General features: G+C 72.7%; 22 protein-coding genes, 1 tRNA gene and 1 riboswitch. Of the genes, 12 read left to right on the forward strand and 11 right to left on the reverse strand.

The genetic code is table 11. The annotated features are described in order from the left end of the window. Positions 1 to 38: 38 nt before the first annotated feature. The 5 genes from ACZ5D2_RS06125 (at position 39) to ACZ5D2_RS06145 (ending at position 5538) form a co-directional block, all read left to right on the forward strand. Positions 39 to 536 carry a GNAT family N-acetyltransferase gene (locus ACZ5D2_RS06125; RefSeq protein ID WP_371676733.1) on the forward strand — a complete coding sequence of 166 codons (498 nt, stop codon included), beginning with the start codon at positions 39 to 41 and terminating at the stop codon, positions 534 to 536. A gap of 65 nt (positions 537 to 601) precedes the next feature. Next, positions 602 to 726, forward strand: a riboswitch (cobalamin riboswitch). Between the two features lie 141 nt (positions 727 to 867). After that, the gene (locus tag ACZ5D2_RS06130; protein ID WP_371676734.1) at positions 868 to 3255 is read left to right on the forward strand and encodes a ribonucleoside-diphosphate reductase subunit alpha; all 2388 of its coding nucleotides are present in this window, start codon (positions 868 to 870) and stop codon (positions 3253 to 3255) included. After that, complete coding sequence (locus tag ACZ5D2_RS06135) at positions 3255 to 4274, forward strand: ribonucleotide-diphosphate reductase subunit beta (RefSeq protein WP_371676735.1); 1020 nt, start codon at positions 3255 to 3257, stop codon at positions 4272 to 4274. The genes ACZ5D2_RS06130 and ACZ5D2_RS06135 overlap by 1 nt, the downstream gene beginning before the upstream one ends. Positions 4275 to 4294: 20 nt before the next feature. Continuing rightward, complete coding sequence (locus tag ACZ5D2_RS06140; protein WP_371676736.1) at positions 4295 to 5011, forward strand: helix-turn-helix domain-containing protein; 717 nt, start codon at positions 4295 to 4297, stop codon at positions 5009 to 5011. A gap of 47 nt (positions 5012 to 5058) precedes the next feature. Then, positions 5059 to 5538 carry a DUF3703 domain-containing protein gene (locus ACZ5D2_RS06145; RefSeq protein ID WP_468927493.1) on the forward strand — a complete coding sequence of 160 codons (480 nt, stop codon included), beginning with the start codon at positions 5059 to 5061 and terminating at the stop codon, positions 5536 to 5538. 8 nt (positions 5539 to 5546) lie between these two features. On the opposite strand, the gene def is transcribed toward ACZ5D2_RS06145, so the two are convergent. The 8 genes from def to ACZ5D2_RS06185 all read right to left on the reverse strand — a co-directional run bounded on the left by def (position 5547) and on the right by ACZ5D2_RS06185 (position 13098). Continuing rightward, positions 5547 to 6182 (reverse strand): peptide deformylase, encoded by a 636-nt coding sequence (def, locus tag ACZ5D2_RS06150; protein WP_266842184.1) that lies wholly within the window; start codon positions 6180 to 6182, stop codon positions 5547 to 5549. 57 nt (positions 6183 to 6239) lie between these two features. Next, on the reverse strand, positions 6240 to 7235 hold the full coding sequence (locus tag ACZ5D2_RS06155; protein ID WP_030225829.1) for a tetratricopeptide repeat protein: 996 nt from the start codon (positions 7233 to 7235) through the stop codon (positions 6240 to 6242). Between the two features lie 104 nt (positions 7236 to 7339). Then, positions 7340 to 8617 (reverse strand): HD-GYP domain-containing protein, encoded by a 1278-nt coding sequence (locus tag ACZ5D2_RS06160; RefSeq protein ID WP_371676738.1) that lies wholly within the window; start codon positions 8615 to 8617, stop codon positions 7340 to 7342. Continuing rightward, a complete protein-coding gene (locus ACZ5D2_RS06165) occupies positions 8614 to 10152 on the reverse strand; it encodes an HD-GYP domain-containing protein (RefSeq protein ID WP_371676739.1) in 1539 nt (512 codons plus the stop codon). The genes ACZ5D2_RS06160 and ACZ5D2_RS06165 overlap by 4 nt, the downstream gene beginning before the upstream one ends. A gap of 182 nt (positions 10153 to 10334) precedes the next feature. Further along, positions 10335 to 10637, reverse strand: a complete 303-nt coding sequence (gene rsrA, locus ACZ5D2_RS06170; protein ID WP_467037196.1) for a mycothiol system anti-sigma-R factor — start codon at positions 10635 to 10637, stop codon at positions 10335 to 10337. Next, positions 10634 to 11278 (reverse strand): sigma-70 family RNA polymerase sigma factor, encoded by a 645-nt coding sequence (locus tag ACZ5D2_RS06175; RefSeq protein WP_007266438.1) that lies wholly within the window; start codon positions 11276 to 11278, stop codon positions 10634 to 10636. Before ACZ5D2_RS06175 ends, rsrA begins: the two co-directional genes overlap by 4 nt. A gap of 335 nt (positions 11279 to 11613) precedes the next feature. After that, positions 11614 to 12258, reverse strand: coding sequence for an alpha/beta hydrolase family protein (locus ACZ5D2_RS06180; protein ID WP_371676740.1), 645 nt, complete (start codon positions 12256 to 12258; stop codon positions 11614 to 11616). Between the two features lie 24 nt (positions 12259 to 12282). After that, positions 12283 to 13098, reverse strand: a complete 816-nt coding sequence (locus tag ACZ5D2_RS06185; RefSeq protein WP_371676741.1) for an SOS response-associated peptidase — start codon at positions 13096 to 13098, stop codon at positions 12283 to 12285. A gap of 53 nt (positions 13099 to 13151) precedes the next feature. Here ACZ5D2_RS06185 and ACZ5D2_RS06190 point away from each other — a divergent pair, with 53 nt between their 5' ends. The 4 genes from ACZ5D2_RS06190 (at position 13152) to ACZ5D2_RS06205 (ending at position 16702) form a co-directional block, all read left to right on the forward strand. Next, positions 13152 to 13865: a M50 family metallopeptidase gene (locus ACZ5D2_RS06190; protein WP_371676742.1), complete on the forward strand. Its 714-nt coding sequence runs from the start codon at positions 13152 to 13154 to the stop codon at positions 13863 to 13865. A gap of 53 nt (positions 13866 to 13918) precedes the next feature. Then, on the forward strand, positions 13919 to 15268 hold the full coding sequence (gene aroA, locus ACZ5D2_RS06195; protein ID WP_371676743.1) for a 3-phosphoshikimate 1-carboxyvinyltransferase: 1350 nt from the start codon (positions 13919 to 13921) through the stop codon (positions 15266 to 15268). An 8-nt stretch (positions 15269 to 15276) separates the two neighbouring features. Then, a complete protein-coding gene (gene rsgA / locus ACZ5D2_RS06200; RefSeq protein ID WP_371676744.1) occupies positions 15277 to 16287 on the forward strand; it encodes a ribosome small subunit-dependent GTPase A in 1011 nt (336 codons plus the stop codon). 91 nt (positions 16288 to 16378) lie between these two features. Beyond that, positions 16379 to 16702, forward strand: coding sequence for a DMT family transporter (locus ACZ5D2_RS06205; protein WP_030225858.1), 324 nt, complete (start codon positions 16379 to 16381; stop codon positions 16700 to 16702). Here the strand turns inward: ACZ5D2_RS06205 and ACZ5D2_RS06210 are convergent. Continuing rightward, positions 16668 to 17306: a TetR/AcrR family transcriptional regulator gene (locus ACZ5D2_RS06210; protein WP_371676745.1), complete on the reverse strand. Its 639-nt coding sequence runs from the start codon at positions 17304 to 17306 to the stop codon at positions 16668 to 16670. The two genes, ACZ5D2_RS06205 and ACZ5D2_RS06210, sit on opposite strands and share 35 nt — an antisense overlap. A 152-nt stretch (positions 17307 to 17458) precedes the next feature. On the opposite strand from ACZ5D2_RS06210, the gene hisN reads away from it, so the two are divergent. Together hisN and ACZ5D2_RS06220 are read left to right on the forward strand one after the other, a co-directional pair. Beyond that, on the forward strand, positions 17459 to 18262 hold the full coding sequence (hisN, locus tag ACZ5D2_RS06215) for a histidinol-phosphatase (RefSeq protein ID WP_371676746.1): 804 nt from the start codon (positions 17459 to 17461) through the stop codon (positions 18260 to 18262). 165 nt (positions 18263 to 18427) lie between these two features. Further along, positions 18428 to 18820 (forward strand): CBS domain-containing protein, encoded by a 393-nt coding sequence (locus tag ACZ5D2_RS06220; RefSeq protein WP_371676747.1) that lies wholly within the window; start codon positions 18428 to 18430, stop codon positions 18818 to 18820. A 129-nt stretch (positions 18821 to 18949) separates the two neighbouring features. Here ACZ5D2_RS06220 and ACZ5D2_RS06225 read toward each other — a convergent pair whose 3' ends face one another. Further along, positions 18950 to 20422: a catalase gene (locus tag ACZ5D2_RS06225; protein WP_468927505.1), complete on the reverse strand. Its 1473-nt coding sequence runs from the start codon at positions 20420 to 20422 to the stop codon at positions 18950 to 18952. Between the two features lie 127 nt (positions 20423 to 20549). Here ACZ5D2_RS06225 and ACZ5D2_RS06230 point away from each other — a divergent pair, with 127 nt between their 5' ends. Beyond that, positions 20550 to 20966, forward strand: coding sequence for a Fur family transcriptional regulator (locus tag ACZ5D2_RS06230; RefSeq protein WP_371676749.1), 417 nt, complete (start codon positions 20550 to 20552; stop codon positions 20964 to 20966). Positions 20967 to 21136: 170 nt separating this feature from the next. On the opposite strand, the gene ACZ5D2_RS06235 is transcribed toward ACZ5D2_RS06230, so the two are convergent. Next, a tRNA-Met gene (locus tag ACZ5D2_RS06235) sits at positions 21137 to 21210 on the reverse strand. Positions 21211 to 21270 lie beyond the last annotated feature (60 nt).

Consider the following 21270-nt stretch of genomic DNA (forward strand, 5'->3'; position numbering starts at 1 on the left):
GCGCCGGGCACCGTCACGCGTGGCGCACACTCGACGGCATGGACATCGAGATCAGGACGGCGAGGGCCGCCGAGTACGACCGGCTGGGCGAGATCACCGGGCAGGCCTACACCGGGGACGGGCTGCTCGACCTGAACGAGGACGACACCTACCTGAACGTCCTGCGGGACGTCGCCGGCCGGGCCGGGGACGGGGAGGTGATCGTCGCCGCGCGGGACCAAGAGGTCCTCGGAGGAGTGACGTTCGCCGCACCGGGGAGCCCCCTCGCCGACATCGCGGGCCCCGGCGAGGCCGAGTTCCGGATGCTGGCCGTGGCCGCCGAGGCGCGCGGGGCGGGGGTCGGGGAGGCCCTGGTGCGGGCCTGCGTCGACCGCGCGCGGGCCCTGGACGGGGTGTCGGCGCTGGTGCTGTCCACCCAGCCCGCCATGCTCGGCGCCCAGCGGATCTACGCCCGCCTGGGATTCGTACGCACTCCGGAGCGGGACTGGGCGCCGGTCCCCGCGCTGACCCTGCTCACGTACCGGCTGGAGCTGTAACACCACGCTCAGCAAGGGGCCGACACAACATGTGGGGGGTCACGCATCGGGCCGCCCCCACATGTATGCTCATCCTCGCTGTCGCCGCAGGGGAATCCGGTGTGAATCCGGAACTGTCCCGCAACGGTATGACGTGCACCCATTGGTGCATTCTGCAAGTCCGAGGACCTGTCGGCAGCGCGCCCGGATCGACCGACCCGGGTAGAGACACGTCCGGGCCTCGCGGTTGGGCCGGTGGACGCCATGCGGCACGTCGCGCCTTCCCGTGCGCCCGCATGCGCCCGCCCGCGCCCCCGCCGATGACCGGGCCGAGCGAGGGAGAGCTCCCGCCGTGACCATCGCGCCTTCCGCACCGCGCGCCGAGTCCACTTCTGGCGACACCACCGAAGGCCCGGGGGCCGCGCTGCTGCGTACTCTCACCGAGCTGACCGTCGACCTCCCCGACACCGACCCGGGCCGGGTCGCCGCCGCCGCCCTGCGCGGCCGCAGCGCCGTCGCGGACGAGGCCGAGCTGCGGGGGCTGGCCACCGAGGCCGCCGCGGGCCTGATCTCCGAGGACCCGGCGTACTCCCGCCTCGCCGCCCGCCTGCTGACGCTGGCCGTGGCCGACGAGGCCGCGGGCCAGGGTTCGGCGTCCTTCGCCGAGTCCGTCGCCGTCGGCCACCGCGAGGGCCTGATCGCGGACCGCACCGCCGAGTTCGTCGCCCTCCACGCGGCCCGCCTGAACTCCCTGGTCGAGCACGCGCTCGCCGAGGGCGCGGACGACCGCTTCGGCTTCTTCGGCCTGCGCACCCTGCACAGCCGCTACCTGCTGCGCCACCCGATCACCCGTCAGGTGATCGAGACCCCGCAGTACTTCATGCTGCGCGTGGCCTGCGGCCTCGCCGAGAACGACACCGTCCAGGCCGTCGAGGAAGTCGCCTCCCTCTACCGGCTGATGAGCCGCCTGGACTACCTGCCGTCCTCCCCCACGCTCTTCAACTCCGGCACCCGCCACCCGCAGATGTCCTCCTGCTACCTGCTGGACTCCCCGCTGGACGAGCTGGACTCGATCTACGACCGCTACCACCAGGTCGCCCGCCTCTCCAAGCACGCCGGCGGCATCGGCCTCTCGTACTCGCGCATCCGGGCCCGCGGCTCCCTGATCCGCGGCACCAACGGCCACTCCAACGGCATCGTCCCGTTCCTGAAGACCCTCGACGCCTCCGTCGCCGCCGTCAACCAGGGCGGCCGCCGCAAGGGCGCCGCCGCCGTCTACCTGGAGACCTGGCACGCGGACATCGAGGAGTTCCTGGAGCTCCGCGACAACACCGGTGAGGACCAGCGCCGCACCCACAACCTGAACCTGGCCCACTGGGTGCCGGACGAGTTCATGCGCCGCGTGAACGCCGACGCCGACTGGTCGCTGTTCTCCCCGGCCGACGTCCCCGAGCTGGTGGACCTGTGGGGCGACGAGTTCGACGCCGCCTACCGCAAGGCCGAGGCGTCGGGCCTGGCCCGCAAGACCATGCCCGCCCGTGACCTGTACGGCCGGATGATGCGCACCCTCGCGCAGACCGGCCAGGGCTGGATGACCTTCAAGGACGCCTCCAACCGCACGGCGAACCAGACCGCCGAGCCGGGCACCGTCGTCCACTCCTCCAACCTCTGCACCGAGATCATCGAGGTCACCAACGACGGCGAGACCGCCGTCTGCAACCTCGGCTCGGTCAACATGGGCGCCTTCGTCGTGGACGGCGAGATCGACTGGGAGCGCCTGGACGAGACCGTCCGCACGGCCGTGACCTTCCTCGACCGCGTGGTGGACATCAACTTCTACCCGACCGAGCAGGCGGGCCGCTCCAACTCCCGCTGGCGGCCGGTGGGCCTGGGCGCGATGGGCCTGCAGGACGTCTTCTTCAAGCTGAAGCTGCCGTTCGACTCGGCCGAGGCGAAGGCCCTGTCCACCAAGCTCTCCGAGCGCATCATGCTGGCCGCCTACGAGGCCTCCTGCGACCTCGCCGAGCGCAGCGGCCCCCTCCCGGCCTGGGAGCAGACCCGCACCGCCCGCGGCGTGCTGCACCCCGACCACTTCGACGTCGAGCTGAACTGGCCGGAGCGCTGGGACGCCCTGCGCGCCCGCATCGCGAAGACCGGCATGCGCAACTCCCTGCTGCTGGCCATCGCCCCGACGGCGACGATCGCCTCCATCGCGGGCGTCTACGAGTGCATCGAGCCGCAGGTCTCCAACCTCTTCAAGCGCGAGACCCTGTCGGGTGAGTTCCTCCAGGTCAACGGCTACCTGGTGGAGGAGCTCAAGCAGCTCGGCGTGTGGGACGCGCAGACCCGCGAGGCGCTGCGCGAGTCCAGCGGCTCCGTGCAGGGCTTCGGCTGGATCCCGGCCGAGGTGCGCGAGCTGTACCGCACGGCGTGGGAGATCCCGCAGCGCGGCCTGATCGACATGGCGGCCGCCCGCACTCCGTTCCTGGACCAGGCGCAGTCGCTGAACCTGTTCCTGGAGACGCCCACCATCGGCAAGCTCAGCTCGATGTACGCGTACGCCTGGAAGCAGGGTCTGAAGACCACGTACTACCTGCGGTCCCGCCCGGCGACGAAGATCGCCCGCGCCGCCTCCGGCAGCGCCGTCCCCGCGGCCGCCACCCCCCTCCCGCAGGCCGTCGACGCCGAGGCACTGGCCTGCTCCCTGGAAAACCCCGAGTCCTGCGAGGCCTGCCAGTAATGAGCTCCACCGACAAGAAGAAGAACCTGCTCGACCCGGGCTTCGAACTGACCCTGCGCCCCATGCGCTACCCGGACTTCTACGAGCGCTACCGGGACGCGATCAAGAACACGTGGACGGTCGAGGAAGTCGACCTGCACTCGGACGTCGCCGACCTCGCGAAGCTGACGCCGGCCGAGCAGCACATGATCGGCCGTCTGGTCGCGTTCTTCGCGACCGGTGACTCGATCGTCTCGAACAACCTGGTGCTGACGCTCTACAAGCACATCAACTCCCCGGAGGCGCGCCTGTACCTGTCGCGCCAGCTGTTCGAGGAGGCCGTGCACGTCCAGTTCTACCTGACGCTGCTCGACACCTACCTGCCCGACCCGGACGACCGCGCGGCCGCCTTCGACGCCGTCGAGGAGATCCCGTCGATCCGCGAGAAGGCGCAGTTCTGCTTCAAGTGGATCAACGAGGTCGAGAAGCTGGAGCGGCTGGAGACGCAGGCCGACCGCCGTCGCTTCCTGCTGAACCTCATCTGCTTCGCCGCGTGCATCGAGGGCCTGTTCTTCTACGGCGCCTTCGCGTACGTGTACTGGTTCCGCTCCCGCGGCCTGCTGCACGGTCTGGCCACCGGCACCAACTGGGTGTTCCGCGACGAGACCATGCACATGAACTTCGCCTTCGAGGTCGTGGACACGGTCCGCAAGGAGGAGCCGGAGCTCTTCGACGACGCGCTCCAGCAGCAGGTCACCGACATGCTGAGGGAGGCCGTCGAGGCGGAGCTGCAGTTCGGCCGCGACCTGTGCGGTGACGGCCTGCCGGGCATGAACACCGAGTCGATGCGCGAGTACCTGGAGTGCGTCGCGGACCAGCGTCTGGTGCGCCTGGGCTTCCCGGCGGTGTACGGCTCGCAGAACCCGTTCTCGTTCATGGAGCTCCAGGGCGTCCAGGAGCTGACGAACTTCTTCGAGCGCCGCCCGTCGGCCTACCAGGTCGCGGTGGAGGGCACGGTCGACCTGGACGAGGACTTCTAGCTCCCGCTACGGTCCCGCCCATGGGAAGTTCCACCTGGGCGGGGAGCGCCCGGCTCCGGCCCGGCGGGCTGGTCTACGGCGGCGCCGTCGGGCCGGCCACCGCGCACGCGCACCATTCCGTCCAGGTCATCGCGACGCTGGACGGGGACCGGGACGGGCTGCTGCTCGAAGGCCCGGCGGGCGAGACCATCGCCTGCCGGGCCTTCGTCGTGCCCGCCGGGGTGCGGCACGCGGTGCTGCGCGGGGCGGAGCGCGCGGTGCTGCTGCACTACGACCCCGCGTCGGCCGCGGGGCGCCGGCTGGCGGAGCGGGCCGGGGTCCGGGAGGGGCTGCTGCCGCCGGGGCTGCCGGCCGATCCCTTCGAGGCGGCGTGTGCGCTGGACTCCGTACTCCTGGAGACCCGGCTGCCCGCCGCGGCCCGGCATCCCGGGCTGGCCCGGGTGCTGGCGTGGCTGCCGGGTCGGGGTCCGGTGCGGCTGGCGGAAGCGGCCGCGGTGGCCGGGCTCTCCGAGAGCCGGCTGTCGCACCTGTTCCAGGCGGAGCTGGGGCTGCCGTTCCGGCCGTACGTGCTGTGGCTGCGGCTGATGCGGGCGGCCGAACTGGTCTCGTGGGGGCGGACGCTGACGGAGGCCGCGCACGGGGCGGGCTTCAGCGACAGCGCACACTTCAGCCGGGTGTGCCGCCGGATGTTCGGGATCGCGCCCTCGGAGTTCACCCGCCGGATCCGCTGGCGGTAGCAGGTCCGTTCAAGCCGTCCGCGCGGTCCGGGGGCAGGGTGGGGGCCATGAGATCCAAGCCCATGTCACCCGCCGTACGCGATGCCTTCGAGGCCGAGCTGGCCCGCGCGCGCACCGCCTCCCCCGACACCGCCGCCATGTGGACCGCCCTGGAGCGGGCGCACATCATCTCGCAGTCCTGGCCCTGGCCGCACACCCGGGCGCACTGGCACATGTTCCGGCTCGCCGTGCGCTGCCGGGACAGGGGCGAGGCCGCGGGGCAGGTGGTGCGGCTGCTGGTCGCGGGCGTCGGGTCCACGACCGGTCGCGTGCCGCACGGCAACACGGGGCGCACGCGGGCGGGCCTGTTCACGCCGATGCCGGTCCCGGCCGACATCCGGGCCCTGCTGGACGGTGCTCCGCCGGCCGCCCGGCTGCCGGGCCCGGCTGATACCCCGGCTGATACCCCGGCTGCCGCCCCGTGCCACCCCGAACGCCTCGCGGCGGGCGATCAGGGGGTGGCGGGCGGCGTGAGACGGATCGGCTGACCGGCGGATCAGTCGTTGGCGACGACCGGGTAGCGCGGGGTGCCCTCTTCCATCTGCCGCAGGGCGTCCTTGCGCTCGCGCTTGGAGAGGCGGTCGATGTACAGGTACCCGTACAGGTGGTCCGTCTCGTGCTGGAGGCAGCGCGCGAAGTAGCCGGTGCCGCGGATCTTGATCGGGTTGCCCTGGGCGTCCTGGCCGGTCACCTCGGCGTAGTCCGGGCGGGCCAGGGGCGCGTACGCCGTCGGGACCGAGAGGCAGCCCTCGTTGGAGTCGTCCAGCACGCGGCCGGCGGCCGGCAGTTCCACCAGCTTCGGGTTGACCACGTAACCGGTGTGCCGCTTGCCGTCGTCGTCCGGGCAGTCGTAGACGAAGACCTTGGCGTCCACGCCGACCTGGTTCGCGGCCAGGCCCACGCCCTCGGCGGTCTTCTGGCTGGCGAACATGTCGTCGATCAGCTGCGCCAGCTCCTCGCCGAACTCGGTGACGTCCTTGCACTCCCGGTGGAGCACCGGGTTGCCGACCACCGTGATGGGAAGGGAGGTGCCGCGCTCGCGGTGGGCGACCTCGCGCGCCTCACAGTCCTCGGTGTCCACGACGTAGCCCTCGTCGTCGACCGGAATCACCTGGTTCTCCTGCTGCGCCATGTCCGCCGTACGCCTTCCGTAAGTCACCGATGTGCCGGTACAGCCTACGGCCCGGGTTCAGCAGACTTCTTCGAGATCCCGCCATTCCCGGCTGTCGGGGCTGTCCGCGACCCATCCGTCGAGCAGTCCGCGCACCAGGCCGGCCGGCGCCGCGATGCCGCATTCGCGCTCGGGCACCCACAGGGAGCCGGAACCGGCCGTGCGGTGGCCGAGCGGGCCCGGATGTCCCGGTTCGCTGTGGTCGTGGGGGTCCAGGTGGTCCCCCTCGCCCTCGCCGCTGGGCATCGCGCTCTCCGAGCAGGTCCGGCACAGCAGCCGGACGGACGAGGACCAGTCCTCGGCGGCGAAGCCGGCGTCGGAGGCCAGCTGCTCCAGGGCGTCGCGGTCGGCCTCGGTGGCCGCCTCCAGGAGCACCACCCAGGTCGGCACCGGGGAGGGGGCCCACAGCTCGATCTCGTCGAAGACCGGGTACGAGGGGCCGGCCGCGGTGATCCGCTCGCCGTGCGGGACGCCGTCGTGCAGGACGACCTCGCCCCAGCGCCGTCCCGAGGAGGGAAGCGGAATGGACAGGACCTCCATCCGGGCCGGATCGAGCCTGCGGCCCCACACGACCTCGGCCTCGCCCTCGGGCGACAGCCGTACCGCCGCGCTGCCGAGTTCCATGCCGACCGGCTCGCCCGTCCCGGCGGTGCTGTGCGGGTCGCCGGGCACCCTCAGCCCGTAGGCCTGCCAGGCCCGGCGGGCCAGCGGCCAGTCCTGGAGGGCGGTCGCGGCGATCCCCACGTTCCACCAGTCCGGGGCGCCGGTCTCGCGGTCCAGCAGGGCCACGGCGCGCAGCCCGGCGGCCCGCGCCTGCTCCCAGTCGTGCCGGAACTTGTGGAGCAGGGCCAGGTTGAACCAGGACTCGGACAGCCAGGGCTCCAGATCCGCCGCCCTGGTCAGCAGCGCGCCCGCGTCCTCGTACCGACCGTCGCCGATCAGCGTGAACGCGCGGTCGGTGGCCTGCCGCCACGAGGCGGAGGGCCGATGGCGTACCTTCCCGAAGATCCTCACGATTCCCGCCTGCCGGTCCAACGGTGCAGCCTTGCGGACACCCTCACGGACACTCCTACTGCATCCAACCATGCCCGCTCGGACGGCCGCTCATTACCCATGGGTTACCCCGGTGCGACGGGGACGACTCCGCCCCGCCCGCCCCTGGCCAGAACCCTCGCCAGGGACTCCACGACCTCGGGCTGGTAATCGTGCCCGGTGCCCAGCCGGAGCTGCTCCAGGGCTGCCAGTGGGCCGCCCGGGTGACGGTTCCCGCCCACCAGGTCGTCGTACGCGTTCACCGCGCGCACGATCCGGGCGGCGACGGGCTGGTCCCGGTACGGGTCCGCCTGCCGCTCCACGATCACCGCGACCTCGGGCGGCACCCCGGTCTGGCGGGCCACCTCGCCGCCCAGCCCGGCGATCCGGCGGGCCTCGTCGGCGGGCAGGCCGGCGGTGGCGCCGGAGGGGACAGGGTCGACCAGCGAGAGCTGCCCGATGTCGTGCATCAGGGCGGCGTACTCCAGCACCGTGAGCTCCCGCTCGGAGAGCCCCAGCTCGCGGCCGACGGCGCAGCTGAGGGCCGCGACCCGGCGGGAGTGCCCCGGTGGGGTGTAGCCGGCGATCTCGGTGGCCCGCGCCAGGGAGGTGATGGTCTGGCGGTAGGTGGTGCGGATCGCGGTGATCCGGTGGAAGGACATCTGGGTCAGCAGCAGCGGCACGCTGAAGACGGGCAGGGCCCACAGGCCCGCCACGGCCACGCCGAGGGCCATGACGACCCCGGTGGCGCAGATCGCGGCGCCGATGCCGAGCCGGGCGCGCAGCTCGTCGCGCAGCAGCGGCCCGTAGGGCCATCCGGTGCGGGACCGGGCCGACGCGGCGGCGAGGACGGCGTCGCACAGGGCGGTCAGGCCGAGCAGGAGCAGCAGGAACAGGACCGTGTACGGGCCCTGCCCGAGCCACTGCCCCAGCCGCCCGGAGTGGTGGAGGGGCTGGAAGCAGGCCGCGGCGAAGCCCACGGTCAGGACCCGGCGGGCCACGTGGTCCAGGGCGGGCCCGCGCCCCCGGGCGACGTGCGGCACCACCCCGGCCAGGGCCGCCGCGACGACGACGGCGACGGTCTGCAGGACCCCGTGCTGGGTGGGGTGCCCGGCGTTCTGGCCGAGCAGGGCGTACGCGAGGGCTGCGGCGAAGCCCAGCGGCGCGGGCCGGCGGTCCTCACCGGGGACGTGCCCGGCGGGGTCGCGGTGGTCGCGCCGGGCCAGTTCCCCGACGGTGATCAGGATGCCGAAGGCGAGGGCGACGCCCGGGTCGGCGACTCCGGTCCACAGGGTGTGGCCGAGTCCCGCCAGGGTGAGCAGGGCGGCGGCCGCCCGCACGCCCCACGCGGACCGGGCCCTCACCGGGCACCCGGTGCGGGCCGCCCGGGCGCCGGCTCGCCCTCGCCGCGCGGACGGTCGGCCGCGGGGCCCGGCGGCTGGGCGGGCACCGCGGGCAGCGCCGGCACCGCGGTGGCTGCCGTACCCGCGGCGGCGGCCGTACCCGCGGCCGTACCCGCGGCGGCGGCACCGGCACCGATCACCTGGAGGTCGTCGTCGGAGGTGACCACGGGGTGCCAGCCGTCCCGCCCGATGGCGGTGACCAGCGCCCGCACCATGGCCGGGTCGAACTGGGCCCCGGCGCAGCGCTCCAGTTCCGTCAGGGCGACCGCCACCGGCCGGGCCCGGCTGTAGGAGCGGGTCGAGGTCATCGCGTCGAAGGAGTCGGCCACCGCCACCACCCGGGCCAGCACCGGGATCTGCTCCCCGCTCAGCCCGTAGGGGTAACCGGAGCCGTCGACCCGCTCGTGGTGGTGCAGGATCGCGGACCGGGCCTCCCCCAGGAAACCGATGCCCCGGACCATCTCGTGCCCGTACTCGGGGTGCAGCTCGATGACCCGGCGTTCCTCGGGGGTCAGCGGCCCGTCCTTGCGCAGCAGGCGGGTCGGTACGCCGAGCTTGCCGACGTCGTGGAGGATCCCGGCGATGCGGACGACCTCCAGGCGGTCGTCGGCCATGCCCAGCTCGCGGGCGATCATCGCGGAGGCCTGGCCGACGCGTTCGCTGTGGCCGCGCGTGTAGCGGTCCTTGATGTCGACGGCCCGCACCAGGGCGCGGATCGTGGCCCGGTGGGCGGCGCGCTCGCGGTGGTACTGGGCGAAGACCCAGCAGGAGACGGACATGGGCAGGAGGACGAGCAGGGCGGCCGGGATCCCGTAGGGGCTGCGCCACATCACGGCCATCATCAGTCCGGCGAGGCCGTGCACGCAGTGCGGGGCGAGGGACCTGGTCAGGAGACCGTGCCAGGCGTCGGCGGCCGGCCGGCGTTCGGCGGCGGCCAGGATCCCGCCGTCGAGGGCGGTGAGCACCAGGCAGAAGGCGACGGCGGCGGCCGCGGCGGGGAGCATCACGGAGGGGAAGCCGGCCACCCAGAGGGAGGGGTCGGCGCCGTGACCGGTCCCGACCGGCAGGCCCGTGCCGCCGGCGGATCCCCCGGCTCCGGCCGTCGGCTCCCGGCCGCCGAGGAGCCCGTAGACCCGCCCGGCCAGGTGGGCGGCTATCGCCTGCTGGGCCCCGTGCCACACCCGGCGGACCCCGGCGGACCGCCGGACGACGGTCTGGGCGAGCGCGCCCGGCACGGCCACGAGGGCGGCGGCCGCGGGCGGCAGCAGGAAGACGGCGGCCATCACGACGGGGAGGAAGGGGCCGGGGCCGTCGGGCGCCCGGCGGCCCGCAGGGGCGAGCACCCGGACCAGTTCGCAGCCCAGGGAGAGCGCGGCGAGCAGGACGACGGCCGTCCAGGGCGTCGCGGGGTCCGTCAGGGCGGGGGCGGCACACGCGGCGGCCGCGAGCACGGCGGCCAGCACGTACGCGCGCGCCGTCGGCGGAAGTGCCCGCATGGCGCTCGCCTCCCCCCTGTGCCGTGCGCACCGGGTGCCGAAGGGAACCGGCACCGAGAGGGGAGAATAGGCGGGCCCTCCGGGAAAGCAGGGCACATTTTCGCATTGCGCCGTACGGGCGCCCCCGGATTAGCACCTTCGAGTGAACGAAGTGGACTTCCGGGGGCGGTTGTTCAGCCGGCTCAGCCGGCGGCGGGACCGGCGGTCACGTCGTGGTCGGGCACGGCCTGGCCCGATCGGATCAGCTCGATCCGTCCCATGACCTTGGAACGCAGATCGCTCGGCACGTCGTCCGAACCGCAGCAGCGCTTCACCAGCTTCTTGACGGCCTGCTCCAGGCCGTACTTCTCGAGACAGGGATTGCACTCGCCGAAGTGGGTCTCGAACTTCGTGCAGTCACTGTCGGGCATCTCGTGGTCCAGGAACTCATAGAGATGGTCCAGAACCTCGGCGCACTCCGTCTCGTGCGGCTCTCCGCAGCTCATGAGCCCGAGCCTTTCAGGTCGTTCGACTCTCCCGCGCCCGCGGGGACCAGCCCGCGCTCACGGGCATAGTCCTCCAGCATTCCGCGGAGTTGACGGCGGCCACGGTGCAGTCGCGACATGACCGTACCGATGGGTGTACCCATGATGTCCGCGATCTCCTTGTACGCAAAGCCCTCTACGTCGGCAAGATAGACCGCGATGCGGAACTCTTCCGGAATGGCCTGCAGGGCTTCCTTCACATCGGAATCGGGCAGGTGGTCGAGCGCCTGCGATTCCGCGGAACGCAGACCGGTCGACATGTGCGACTCGGCGCGCGCCAGCTGCCAGTCCTCGATCTCCTCCGCCGCGCTGCGCTGCGGCTCGCGCTGCTTCTTGCGGTAGGAGTTGATGAACGTGTTGGTCAGAATGCGGTACAGCCACGCCTTGAGATTGGTGCCCTCGCGGAACTGGTGGAAGGACGCGTACGCCTTCGCGTACGTCTCCTGGACCAGGTCCTCGGCGTCGGCCGGGTTGCGCGTCATGCGCAGCGCGGCGGAGTACATCTGGTCGAGGTAGCCGAGGGCGTCCCGCTCGAAACGCGCGTTGCGCTCCGCCGTTGTCTCCTGCGCCTGGCCTTCGTCGGTCCCAGCGACAGGACCCACCTCCTCCGACAGCGTGGCGGCTCCGAAAGCGGATCCGCTCGAATCGGAGAATAGTCGACCATCCCGGCCTTCCGCCGCCCGAAGCGAGGCGCGCTTGGGGGCAGGCAGCACCGTCCAGTCCAGGTCAGCGGCCTGCGGACGGTTCTGGCTGATGACCTGGGTCATGCGCTCCCTCTCCTCCGACGAATTCCCCTACGTTCCGACACTCCACACAACAGGCGGGCCGTGCAGGGCATTCCCGGGCCCGCCAAGGGCTTTCGGCCGTATTCCGGTCCGGCCGGGGCGGGGTGACCGGGATCACTGCGGAATCCGTCAGGTCGGGCGCGCGACCGCCCTCACCCGATGAGCCGGTCGAGCCACGGGCCCACCGCACCGGTGATCACGGCGAGGGTTTCCTCCCGGGTCGGGCCCGCCTTCTTCGGCACGGCGAAGCCGTGGTCGGCGTGGGCCACCTCCACCAGCTCGTACGGGTCCGCTCCGGCCGGCGCCGGGAACTCCTCGGGCCGCCCGAAGGGGTCCCTGCCGCCCTGCACCACCAGCACCGGCCGGCCGGCGCCCAGCAGCTCCGCCTCCCGGGACTTCTCGGGCCGGCCCGGCGGGTGCAGCGGGAACGCCAGCGCGAGCACCCCGGCGGCGTCCAGCTCCCCGGCGGTCCGGCAGGCCACCCTGGCCCCGGCGCTGCGCCCGCCGGCCACCACGGGCAGGCCCGGCCGGCGCAGCACGGGCCACACGGCGCGCCAGCCCGCGTCGAGCGTCCCGGGGGCGGCGGCGACCTTCTTGCCCGCGACCCGCCAGGGCTGCTCGACCAGGGCGACGGTGACCCCGCGCGCGGGCAGGGCGGCGGCCAGGGCCGCGAGGTCCCGGGCCTCGATGCCACCGCCGGCACCGTGGCCGAGGGCCAGGACGAGCCGCGCGGCGCGGGCGGGGTGCCAGGTGACGCGGGCCTCGCCCGCCGGGGTGTCGACGCTCTCGGTGGTCATCCCCCGATCATGCCGGTCACGGGGTCAGAAGAGGGTGCCCTCCTCCGGCGCGGCCAGCTCGCCGAGCAGCTCCGGCCCGTTGTTGCGGACGTTGCTGACGGCGGTGGACACCGGGTAGGCGCGCATCAGCCCGCCGGGCGGCGGGGCGAGGAGGCCGCGCAGCTCGTCCTCGTCGGTGCGGGCGGGGTCCAGCCAGGCGTCCCAGCGGTCCGGGGTCAGCATGAGCGGCATCCGGGGGTGGATGTCGGACAGCGAGCGCGGGCCCTCGGCGGGGGCCGAGCCCAGCGGCCCGGTCTCGGCCTCGGCGGTGATCACCGAGCAGGTGGCCCACCAGGCCTGCGGGTGCTCGGGCGGCAGGGTCCCGTCGCGCCAGAACTCGTAGATCCCGGCCATGGCGAAGACGGAGCCGTCGGTGGGCAGGACGAAGTACGGCTGCTTGCGGGACCGCTTCTTCTTCCCCTCGACCTCCAGCTGCCGCTCGTCGTGGGCGGTGACCCACTCGTAGTAGCCGTCGGCGGGGACGATGCAGCGCCGCTGGGCGAAGGGGCGGCGGAAGGACGGCTTCTCGTGGAGGGTCTCGGACCGAGCGTTGATCATCCGGGCGGCGCCCTCGGGGTTCTTGGCCCAGGAGGGGACCAGGCCCCACTTCAGCACCCGCAGCTGGCGAACCGGACGCGGGTCCCGCGCGTCTTTGAGGGGACGGTCGAGGACGACGTGGACCTCCTTCGTCGGCGCCACGTTCCAGTCGGGGGCCAGGGTCTCCTGCGGCTCCCACCGCTCGACACCGAACACCGCCGCCAGCTCCCGGGGCGTCCGACTCGCCGCAAACCTTCCGCACATGGCTGACACACTGCCATGGCACCCGCCCTCCACCGCAAGGAGTCCGCCACTCCATGGACAGCACCACGACGGCCGGTCTCTGGGACCGGCTGACCGGCATACAGCCCCAGCCCGACCGGTGGCTGGTGGTCCTGACGGGCCTGGCCGCCCTGGCGGCGGTGGGGCCGCGGCCGGTGTGGCTGCTCTCGCGCAACGCGATCACCATCGCCCACGAGGGCGGGCACGGGCTGCTGGCCCGGCTGACCGGACGGCGGCTCGACGGGATCCGGCTGCACTCGGACACCAGCGGGGTCACCGTCAGCAGCGGCAAGCCCACCGGGCTCGGGATGATCCTGACGGCCGCCGCCGGTTACACGGCGCCCCCGCTGCTGGGCCTGGGCGGGGCCGCCCTGCTGTCGGCGCACCGGATCACGCTGCTGCTGTGGGTGGCGACCGCGCTGCTCCTCGCGATGCTGGTGATGATCCGCAACGCGTACGGACTGCTGACGGTGGTACTGACCGGCGCCGCGTTCGTGCTGGTGTCCTGGCTGGCGCCGCCCGAGGTGCAGGCGGTGTTCGCCTACGCGGTGGTGTGGTTCCTGCTGCTCGGCGGGGTGCGGCCGGTGTTCGAGCTCCAGGCCACGCGCCGGCACGGCGGAGCCCCCGATTCGGACGCCGACCAGCTGGGGCGGCTCACCCATGTGCCCGCGCTCGCCTGGCTGCTGCTCTTCCACGCCGTCGCCCTGTGCTCGCTGATCGGCGGCGGTCGCTGGCTTCTCGGCCTCTGAGACGGGCCCGCGATCAAGATCTGGGCCCGGGGGAAGCCACTAAAGTGGTGGCCATGACCGAGACCCCCGCGCTCCACGCCCTCTGGCCCGCCCCCCTCGCGGACGGGGCCGTCCACGCCACCGTCACCGTGCCGGGGTCCAAATCGGTCACCAACCGCGCGCTCGTCCTGGCCGCCCTCGCCTCCGAGCCGGGCTGGGTGCGCCGCCCGCTGCGTTCGCGCGACTCCCAGCTGATGTCGGACGCGCTGCGTGCGCTGGGCGTCGGCATCGAGGAGACCGTCTCCTCCAGCTCCAGCTCCGGCGACGGCGTGGGCGGCGAGGCCTGGCGGATCATCCCGGCGGCCCTGCACGGCCCGGCCACCCTGGACGTCGGCAACGCGGGCACGGTCATGCGCTTCCTGCCGCCCGTCGCGACCCTGGCCGCCGGCGACATCCGCTTCGACGGCGACCCGCGGTCCTACGAGCGCCCCCTCGGCGAGGTCATCAACGCCCTGCGCGTCCTCGGCGCCCGGATCGACGACGACGGCCGCGGCGCGCTGCCGATGACCGTCCAGGGCGGCGGGGCCCTGGAGGGCGGCACGGTCGAGATCGACGCCTCCAACTCCTCGCAGTTCGTCTCGGCGCTGCTGCTCTCCGCCCCCCGCTTCAACCAGGGCGTCGAGGTCCGCCACACCGGCGCGACCCTGCCGTCGATGCCGCACATCCGGATGACGGTGGAGATGCTGCGCGCGGCGGGCGCCCAGGTCGACACCCCCGAGGCCGGCGGCGAGAAGAACGTGTGGCGGGTCGCCCCGGGCGCGCTGCTCGGCCGCGACATGGTCGTGGAGCCGGACCTCTCCAACGCCCAGCCGTTCATGGCCGCGGCCCTGATCACCGGCGGCACGGTGACCGTTCCGGACTGGCCGCGCCGCACCACCCAGCCCGGTGACGCGCTGCGCCGGATCTTCACCGAGATGGGCGGCTCCTGCGAGCTGACCGACGCGGGCCTGGTCTTCACCGGCACCGGCAAGATCCACGGCATCGACGTGGACCTGAGCGAGGTCGGCGAGCTGACCCCGGGCATCGCGGCGGTCGCGGCGCTGGCCGACTCGGAGTCGGTGCTGCGCGGCGTCCAGCACCTGCGCCTGCACGAGACGGACCGGCTGGCCGCGCTCACCGCGGAGATCAACGGGCTCGGCGGCGACGTCACCGAGACCGCCGACGGCCTGCACATCCGCCCGCGCCCGCTGCGCGGCGGCGTCTTCCACACCTACGACGACCACCGGATGGCCACGGCCGGCGCGGTGATCGGCCTGGCCGTCAAGGGCGTGGAGATCGAGAACGTGGCGACGACCGCGAAGACCCTGCCGGACTTCCCGAAGATGTGGACAGACATGCTCGCGGGCACGGGAGCGGGAGCGTAGGGCCCGTCATGCGCAGGTACGGCAAGCACACCGACGAGGACGACATCCGCCAGCGCCCGAACCCCAAGGGCAACCGGGCGCGGACGAACATCCGGCCCAAGCACGAGGACGCCTCCGAGGGCTTCGTGCTGACCGTGGACCGCGGCCGGCTGACCTGCCTGGTCGGGGACCGCACGATCACCGCGATGAAGGCCCGCGAACTGGGCCGCAAGGCGGCGGTGGTCGGCGACCGGGTCTGGATCGTCGGTGACCTGTCCGGCAAGAAGGACACCCTCGCGCGGATCGTGCGCATCGAGGAGCGCAAGTCCGTCCTGCGGCGCACCGCCGACGACGACGACCCGTACGAGCGGGTGGTCGTCGCCAACGCCGACCAGCTGGCCATCGTCACGGCGCTGGCCGACCCCGAGCCCCGGCCGCGCATGATCGACCGCTGTCTGGTGGCCGCGTACGACGCCGGGCTGGAGCCCCTGCTGGTGCTCACCAAGTCCGACCTGACCTCCGCCGACAAGATCCTGGAGATCTACTCCACCTTCGGCCTGAACTACGTGGTGACCAACCGCGAGGAGCTGGCCACGGGCGGCGCCGCCGACCGGGTGCGCGAGCGCCTGAACGGCCGGATCACCGCCTTCGTCGGCCATTCCGGCGTCGGCAAGACCACCCTGGTGAACTCGCTGGTCGCCGAGGGCCGCCAGCGGGCCACCGGCCACGTCAACGCGGTGACCGGCCGCGGCCGCCACACCACCACCTCGGCGCTCGCCCTGCCGCTGCCCGCCGGGGACGGCTGGGTCATCGACACCCCGGGCGTGCGCTCCTTCGGCCTGCACCACGTGGACCCGTCCCGGGTGATCCTGGCCTTCCCGGAGCTGGTGCCGGGGACGGAGGGGTGCCCGCGCGCGTGCAGCCACGACGAGCAGGACTGCGCGCTCGACCAGTGGGTGGAGGACGGCCACGCGGACCCGGCGCGGCTGTACTCGCTGCGCCGGCTGCTGCAGACGCGGGAGCGTCGCGAGGGCGACTGACCGGGCGGCGGGGTTTGCAGGGCGTCCTGTCTGGTAAATGCATCATCGCACCAAGTGACGCGACGTCACGCGAGGCGGGGAGGCAATCGACATGGCGTGGCTGTTGGTGGTGGTCGCGGGGATCCTCGAGACCGGCTTCGCCGTCTGCCTGAAGCTGTCCCACGGTTTCACCCGGCTGTGGCCCACGATCGCCTTCGCCTGCTTCGCCCTGGGCAGCTTCGGCCTGCTGACGCTGGCGCTGAAGAAGCTGGACGTGGGCCCCGCCTACGCGGTCTGGACGGGCATCGGGGCCGCCGGGACCGCGATCTACGGCATGGTCTTCCTCGGCGACCTGGTCTCCACCCTCAAACTCGTCTCGATCTCGCTGGTGATCCTGGGCGTCATCGGGCTCCAGCTGTCCGGTTCGGCGCACTGAGCGGCGAACGGGGGGCCGCCGCCGGAGGCGACCCGGCCGGCAGTCCGAGCAGCCCCAGCAGCTCGGCGGCGGCCCGGTCACCGATGGCGTCCTCCCCGGGGGCTATCACGTAGGACAGCGCGAGCCGGACGGCGAGCTCGCAGCGCCAGGCCGGTTCTCCCGGGCTCAGCGCGGCCGCGGCCCGGTCCCGTACCGTCCGGGCCAGTTCGCCCGGCGCGAGGGCCTGCCGGGTGCCGGGCGGGGGCGGCGCGGGCAGCGCCGGCTCCCAGCCGCCGGTGAGCAGGGCCCGTACGAGGGGCCGGGTGCGGGCGGCGCGCACGGTCCACTCCGCGACGGCGGCGAGCCGGCCGGCGGCGTCCGTGCCCGTGTCCGGTACGGAGGAGGGTCCGGGGGCCAGCGCCCGGTCGACCCCGTCGAGGTACTCCTCGGCCGCCCGGCGCACCAGGGCGCGCCCCAGGCCGTCCTTGCCGCCGAACTCGTTGTAGAGGGTCTGCCGCGAGACCCCGGCGGCGGCGGCGACCTCCACCATCCGCACGGCCGGCCAGGGGCGCGCGGACAGCGCCGCTCCGGCCGCTCGCAGCAAGGACTCCCGGCCCGCCGGCATCGTCGCCTCCCCCGCTGTCGGTCTCCCGCTGTCGGTTTCCCGCTGGGCTCCCCCGTCAGAGTTGACGGGTCGACAGATCCTGTCAAGGGCGCCTCCCGGCCGCACTGTGGACCTCGTTCGCTGGGCCGCCCCGGTGTCGATACTGTTCGGGCATGTCCACGTATGCCGATGATCTGCGCCTTGCCCTCGAACTCGCCGACGCGGCGGACGCCGTCACGATGCGGCGGTTCCGCGCCCTCGACCTCCAGGTCGAGACGAAGCCGGACATGACCCCGGTCAGCGAGGCCGACAAGGCCGCCGAGGAGGTCGTCCGGGCGGGGATCCTCGCGGCCCGGCCCGCCGACGCGATCCTGGGCGAGGAGTACGGGCTCCGGGGCGAAGGCCCGCGCCGCTGGGTCGTGGACCCGATCGACGGTACGAAGAACTACGTCCGCGGGGTCCCCGTCTGGGCGACGCTGATCTCCCTCATGGCGGAGGGCGGCGACGGGGTGTTCCGCCCGGTCGTCGGCGTGGTCTCGGCCCCGGCGCTGGGCCGCCGCTGGTGGGCCGCGCAGGGCTCCGGGGCCTTCTCCGGCGGGGCCCTGGGCGAGCCGACGCCCCTGGGGGTCTCGAAGGTCGCGGGCCTGGGCGACGCCTCCTTCGCGTACTCCTCGCTGAGCGGCTGGGAGGAGCAGGGCCGGCTCCCCGGGTTCCTGGACCTGACGCGCGCCTGCTGGCGCACGCGGGGTTACGGGGACTTCTGGCCGTACATGATGGTCGCGGAGGGTTCGCTCGATCTGTGCGCCGAGCCCGAGCTGAACCTGTGGGACATGGCGGCGATCGCGGTCGTGGTCCAGGAGGCGGGCGGCCGGTTCACCGACCTCGACGGCGTCGAGGGCGTCCACGGCGGGAACGCCGCGGCGTCCAACGGCCTGCTGCACGACGAGATGCTCGCGCACCTGCGCCCCCGGGCCTGACCCCGCTGCGCGGGCGAGTGCGCTCAGCGCGCCCTCTTGATGACTCTCCGTACTCGTGGGAATCTGAGACTCCCCCGCTTGTGCACTTGTGAAGCGATTCTCGAAAGGGGCGCCCACGGGTGCACCCACCCAAGCGGGGGAATCACCCAGGAGGTGGCTCCCTTCATGCTCGTCCGTGACGCCATGAGCACCGTGATCCTCACCCTCGGACCCGCGCACACCCTTCGACAGGCGGCCTGCCTGATGTCCGGCCGGCGCGTCGGCGCGGCCGTGGTCCTCGACCCCGACCACAGCGGCATCGGCATCCTCACCGAGCGCGACATCCTCAACTCGATCGGCGCGGGTCACGATCCCGACCGGGAGTCGGTGGGCGCGCACACCACGAACAACGTCGTCTTCTGCACCCCGGAGGCCACCGTGCAAGAGGCCGCCGAGGCCATGGCGCTCGGCGGCTTCCGGCACCTGATCGTCCTGGAGGACGGCGGCCCGGTGGGCATCGTCTCCGTCCGCGACGTCATCCGCTGCTGGGTGCGGGCGCGGCGCAGCATCGCGGCGTAGACCGGAGGGGCGGCCCCCTTGAGGGGGCCGGCCCTCCGGCTCTCGGCGCGCGGCCGTCCATCGAGATGCCCGCGCGGCGGCCGAACCGCCGCCCCGAGAGCGGCGGCGGTTCGGCCGCGAAGGAGGCTGTCAGCCGCGAAGGGCCCGGACCGCGGCCTCCAGCCGCTTGCCGAAGTCGCCGTCCGCCTGGCGGAAGTTGCCGATCGCCCGCTCGGCGATGTCGTCACGGGAGACCTTGGCGATGAAGCCGGACAGGTTCTCGATCAGACGGGACTTCTCGTCCTCCGACATCAGGCGGTAGAGGTCGCCCGCCTGGACGAAGTCGTCGTCCTCGGAGTGCGACGGGGTCGCGTGGTTGCCCGTGCCGCCCGTCACCGCGGCGGACTGCCACAGCGGGCGGTCCGTCTGGAAGGGGCCGCCGAAGCTGTTCGGCTCGTAGTTCTTCGCGCCCTTGTGGCGGCCGTCGTACAGGGAGCCGTCACGGGAGTTGGTGCGCGCCTCGGTGGCGTGCGGACGGTTCACCGGCAGGTGGTCGGCGTTGATGCCGACGCGGTAGCGGTGGGCGTCGCCGTACGCGAAGAGACGGCCCTGGAGCATCTTGTCGGGGGACGGACCGATGCCGGGGACGAAGTGCGCCGGGGAGAAGATGGACTGCTCGACCTCGGCGAAGACGTTCTCCGGGTTGCGGTTGAGCTCCAGCTTGCCGATCTCGATCGGCGGGTAGTCCTCGTGCGGCCACACCTTGGTGAGGTCGAACGGGTTGAAGCGGTACCCGTCGGCGTCGGCCGCCGGCATGATCTGGACCTGCACCGTCCAGGTCGGGAACTCGCCGCGCTCGATGGACTCGCGCAGGTCGCGCTGGTGCGAGTCGGGGTCCTCGCCGGCCAGGGTGTTGGCCTCGGCCTGGGTGAGGTTCTTGACGCCCTGGTCGGTCTTGAAGTGGTACTTGACCCAGAAGACCTCGCCGGCCTCGTTGTTCCACTGGAACGTGTGCGAGCCGTAGCCGTTCATGTGGCGGTAGGACGCCGGTATGCCGCGGTCACCGAAGAGCCAGGTCACCTGGTGGGTGGACTCGGGCGACAGGCCCCAGAAGTCCCAGACGTTGTCCGGCTCCTGCGAGCCCGTGTACGGGTCGCGCTTCTGGGTGTGGATGAAGTCGGGGAACTTGATCGCGTCCCGGATGAAGAAGACCGGGGTGTTGTTGCCGACGAGGTCGTAGTTGCCCTCCTCGGTGTAGAACTTCAGCGCCCAGCCGCGGGGGTCGCGGCGGGCGTCGGCGCCGCCGAGGCTGTCCGCGACGGTGGAGAAGCGCAGAAACGTTTCCGTCTCCTTGCCGACCTCGGAGAGGAACTTCGCCCGGGTCCACTGCGTCACGTCACGGGTGACGGTGAAGGTGCCGTAGGCACCGGCGCCGCGGGCGTGCACCACGCGCTCCGGGATGCGCTCGCGGTTGAAGTGGGCGAGCTTCTCCAGCAGCAGCTGGTCCTGGACGAGAACGGGCCCACCGACGCCAGCGGTCTCGCTGTTCTGGTTGTCGGCGACCGGAGCCCCGGCCTCCGTGGTGAGCGGTCCCTGCTGCGTCACGTGCGCCTCCTGCGTCATTCCTGCATGTCCTGTCCTTGGCGTTTGCCATATCCGATCCTACGATGGACTTTGTCTAAGTCAAGTAAGCATCCAAGTCCACACCGGTTCGGGATCTGCACCGAATCCCCACTGTTAGGCTGGCTGTATGAGTGACCTGCTGGAACGACTTCGCGGACGCGGCTGGCGCATGACGGCCCAGCGGCGCGTCGTGGCCGAAGTGCTCGACGGCGACCACGTCCACTTGACGGCCGACGAGGTCCACGCGCGAGCGGTGACCAAACTGCCCGAGATCTCTCGAGCGACGGTCTACAACACCTTGGGCGAGCTGGTCACCCTCGGCGAAGTCCTGGAGGTCTCCACGGACCGGCGGGCCAAGCGGTACGACCCGAACGCCCACCGCCCCCACCAGCACCTGGTCTGCGCCCAGTGCGGGGCCATCCGCGACGTCCACCCGGCGGGGGACCCGCTGGCCGACCTGCCCGCCGCCGAGCGCTTCGGCTTCATGGTCTCGGCGGTCGAGGTGACGTACCGCGGCGTCTGCCCGAACTGCGCGGGCGCATAGCCACACAGCCGCGCAGCCGGCTCACGCGCGGACAGCGAGAAGGCCGGGGGCCGTGGCCCCCGGCCTTCTCGCTGTCCTCCGGACCTTCCGGCCGCCACCACGGGGCGGCCGTTCACGATCAGAAACGACTCAAGGCCCGGATCCATGGGATCCGGGCCTCGGGCCTTCAGTAGCGGGGACAGGATTTGAACCTGCGACCTCTGGGTTATGAGCCCAGCGAGCTACCGAGCTGCTCCACCCCGCGTCGGTAAACACGACTGTACGTGAGGCCACCCGGCAGATGCAAATCAGTTAACCGGCACCT

The sequence above is a fragment of the Streptomyces sp. NPDC031479 genome (assembly GCF_055581065.1).

What these genes read in the sequence shown, in the direction of transcription:
- def (WP_266842184.1), bottom strand. Translation starts at nt 6,182, where the DNA reads ATGGCGCAGCAGGAGAACCAGGTGATTCCGGTCGACGACGAGGGCTAC.
- rsrA (WP_467037196.1), bottom strand. Translation starts at nt 10,637, where the DNA reads ATGAGCTGCGGAGAGCCGCACGAGACGGAGTGCGCCGAGGTTCTGGAC.
- ACZ5D2_RS06205 (WP_030225858.1), top strand. Translation starts at nt 16,379, where the DNA reads ATGGCGTGGCTGTTGGTGGTGGTCGCGGGGATCCTCGAGACCGGCTTC.
- ACZ5D2_RS06190 (WP_371676742.1), top strand. Translation starts at nt 13,152, where the DNA reads ATGGACAGCACCACGACGGCCGGTCTCTGGGACCGGCTGACCGGCATA.
- ACZ5D2_RS06180 (WP_371676740.1), bottom strand. Translation starts at nt 12,258, where the DNA reads ATGACCACCGAGAGCGTCGACACCCCGGCGGGCGAGGCCCGCGTCACC.
- ACZ5D2_RS06165 (WP_371676739.1), bottom strand. Translation starts at nt 10,152, where the DNA reads ATGCGGGCACTTCCGCCGACGGCGCGCGCGTACGTGCTGGCCGCCGTG.
- ACZ5D2_RS06140 (WP_371676736.1), top strand. Translation starts at nt 4,295, where the DNA reads ATGGGAAGTTCCACCTGGGCGGGGAGCGCCCGGCTCCGGCCCGGCGGG.
- aroA (WP_371676743.1), top strand. Translation starts at nt 13,919, where the DNA reads ATGACCGAGACCCCCGCGCTCCACGCCCTCTGGCCCGCCCCCCTCGCG.
- ACZ5D2_RS06230 (WP_371676749.1), top strand. Translation starts at nt 20,550, where the DNA reads ATGAGTGACCTGCTGGAACGACTTCGCGGACGCGGCTGGCGCATGACG.
- ACZ5D2_RS06125 (WP_371676733.1), top strand. Translation starts at nt 39, where the DNA reads ATGGACATCGAGATCAGGACGGCGAGGGCCGCCGAGTACGACCGGCTG.
- ACZ5D2_RS06185 (WP_371676741.1), bottom strand. Translation starts at nt 13,098, where the DNA reads ATGTGCGGAAGGTTTGCGGCGAGTCGGACGCCCCGGGAGCTGGCGGCG.
- ACZ5D2_RS06210 (WP_371676745.1), bottom strand. Translation starts at nt 17,306, where the DNA reads ATGCCGGCGGGCCGGGAGTCCTTGCTGCGAGCGGCCGGAGCGGCGCTG.
- ACZ5D2_RS06135 (WP_371676735.1), top strand. Translation starts at nt 3,255, where the DNA reads ATGAGCTCCACCGACAAGAAGAAGAACCTGCTCGACCCGGGCTTCGAA.
- rsgA (WP_371676744.1), top strand. Translation starts at nt 15,277, where the DNA reads ATGCGCAGGTACGGCAAGCACACCGACGAGGACGACATCCGCCAGCGC.
- hisN (WP_371676746.1), top strand. Translation starts at nt 17,459, where the DNA reads ATGTCCACGTATGCCGATGATCTGCGCCTTGCCCTCGAACTCGCCGAC.
- ACZ5D2_RS06220 (WP_371676747.1), top strand. Translation starts at nt 18,428, where the DNA reads ATGCTCGTCCGTGACGCCATGAGCACCGTGATCCTCACCCTCGGACCC.
- ACZ5D2_RS06225 (WP_468927505.1), bottom strand. Translation starts at nt 20,422, where the DNA reads ATGACGCAGGAGGCGCACGTGACGCAGCAGGGACCGCTCACCACGGAG.
- ACZ5D2_RS06145 (WP_468927493.1), top strand. Translation starts at nt 5,059, where the DNA reads ATGAGATCCAAGCCCATGTCACCCGCCGTACGCGATGCCTTCGAGGCC.